The 2,019-nt window shown below is 70.3% G+C and carries 2 protein-coding genes; both read right to left on the bottom strand.

Annotated elements, in window-relative coordinates; translation table 11 throughout:
* Positions 1 to 660 (bottom strand): AAA family ATPase (locus AB0I04_RS55090; protein WP_360905048.1); only part of this gene is annotated, 660 nt, incomplete at its 3' end.
* Positions 661 to 687: 27 nt separating this feature from the next.
* A partial coding sequence (locus AB0I04_RS55095; RefSeq protein WP_360905051.1) for a LuxR C-terminal-related transcriptional regulator occupies positions 688 to 2,019 on the bottom strand: 1,332 nt, incomplete at its 5' end.

Genomic DNA, 2,019 nt, shown 5'->3' on the forward strand with positions numbered 1-2,019 from the left:
GGTGCGCAGGCGGGCGGCGGCGAGTTCGATGGCGAGGGGGATGCCGTCGAGGCGTGCGGAGATGCGGGCGAGGGTGGTGGCGTTGGTGGCGTTGACGGTGAAGTCGGGGTTGACGGTGGCGGCCCGGTCGCTGAACAGCCGTACCGCCTCCCGCCGCGCGATCTTCCGGGGCGGCTCGTCGCAGGCGGGGACCGCCAGGGACGGCACCCGGAGCAGCTGCTCGCCGTACACCCCGATCGTCTGCCGGCTGGTCGCCAGGATGCGCAGCCGCCGCGTGTTCCGCAGCATCTGGTTGATCAGGGCGGCGCAGGCGAACAGCAGGTGCTCACAGTTGTCCAGGACGAGCAACATCCGTTTGTCCGCCAGGTAGTCCAGCAGCGCGGCGCCGATGGGACGCTGCGCCGCCCGGAGCCCGAGAGCCGATGCCACCGTCGACTCGAGCAGGTCGCCGTCCCCCAGGCCGGCCAACTCGATCACCTGGACTCCGTCGGGATAGCCCGCGCTCAGCGTCTCGGCGGCGCGCCGCGCGAGCCGCGACTTGCCGACGCCGCCCGCGCCGGTCAGCGTCAGCAACCGGGTCCGTCCGAGCAGACGCCTGATCTCGGCGAGCTCATGTCGGCGTCCGATGAAGGCCGACTCGTCGGCGTGGGATTCGGTCATCGCGCAAGGCTCGTGCACCATGGTGATCTACCCGTCCGGGTGTCCTTCGCCGCCGGTCCGCTCGTGCTCCGCGACCCACGTCGCGATCTGGACGCGGGAGGTGAAGCCCAATTTGCTCAGGATGTGCTCGACGTGGCCCTCGGCGGTCCGCTGCGCGATCACCAGCTTGGCCGCGATCTCCTTGTTGCTCATGCCTTCGGCGACGAGATGGGCGATCTCCGTCTCACGGGGGGTCAACGGTGATCGATCGGAACCCACCGTGGACGGCTGCCGCTCGCCCAGGGCGAAGGCGACCGCCTCCTCGAAGGAAAGCGCGGCCCCCTCGTCACGGGCGGTGGCGAAGGCCTGCTCACTCATGGCCGTACGAGTGCGGGTCTCGCACTCGTCGTGGTAGCGCGCCAGATGGCCGTACCCGGACAGCGGCGCATCGACCCTCCGCCAGATCGTTCGCAGGACACCGAGCAGCCGGGCCGCTCGCGGATACCGCTCCTCCGACGCGGCGATCCAGGCCAGGACCTCGATGTTCACCCCGACTCCCAGGAGATCGTCGAGCTCCCGGTTGAACCGCAGGCTGTCCTCCTCCAGAGCCACCGCGCGTTCCAGGTCGCCCTGCCGCCAGACCTCCACGCCGAGCGCCATCATCGTGTACGCCTTGTGCCAGCGCTCCCCATGCGCGTCGCAGACGGCCAGGCTCTCCTCCGCGTACTTGATCGCCGACTCCGAGTCCCCGCGGAAGGAGTAGGCGAGGGAGAGCCGGATCAGTCCGAGGGCCTGGCCCACCAGGTCACCGGTCCTCCGGTGCTGGGCCACCGCCGTCTTGAAGTAGGGGATCGCCGTGTCGGGGTCGCCCTCGTACATGGCGACCATTCCGCAGAAGAGCGCGACGTAGGCGTCGACGGAGTCCAGCCGCAGGGTCTTCCCGATGCGCTTGCTCTCCTCGAGCATTCTCAGGGCGGGGCCGGGCTCGGCCTGGATGATGGCCAGCCAGGCGTTGGCCCACAGGGCGTGGGCGCGCGTCGCGTCGGGTTCGCTCTCGGCGGCCAGGCCGCGTTCGAGCCAGCCGCGTCCCTCGGTGAGGTAGTAGCTCGTGGTCCAGTGGTAGAGCAGGTCGGTGGCCATCCGCAGGCCGATGGCGCCCTCGCCCGGGCGGCTGAAGGAGTACCCCAGGGCCACCCGCAGGTTGGGATGTTCGACCCGCAGCCGGGTCAGCAAGGCGACCTGGCCGGGTCCGAAGAGGTGTGTCCAGGCGTCCGCGGCGAGGTCGCGGTAGTAGTCGCGGTGGCGTTCTTGGATGAGGTGTTCGGTGCCGGAGGCGGTCAGGCGTTCGCGGCCGTATTGGCGGATGGTCTCCAGCAGCCG

The organism is Actinoallomurus sp. NPDC050550, assembly GCF_040655075.1.
In the GTDB taxonomy this organism is placed as follows: domain Bacteria; phylum Actinomycetota; class Actinomycetes; order Streptosporangiales; family Streptosporangiaceae; genus Actinoallomurus.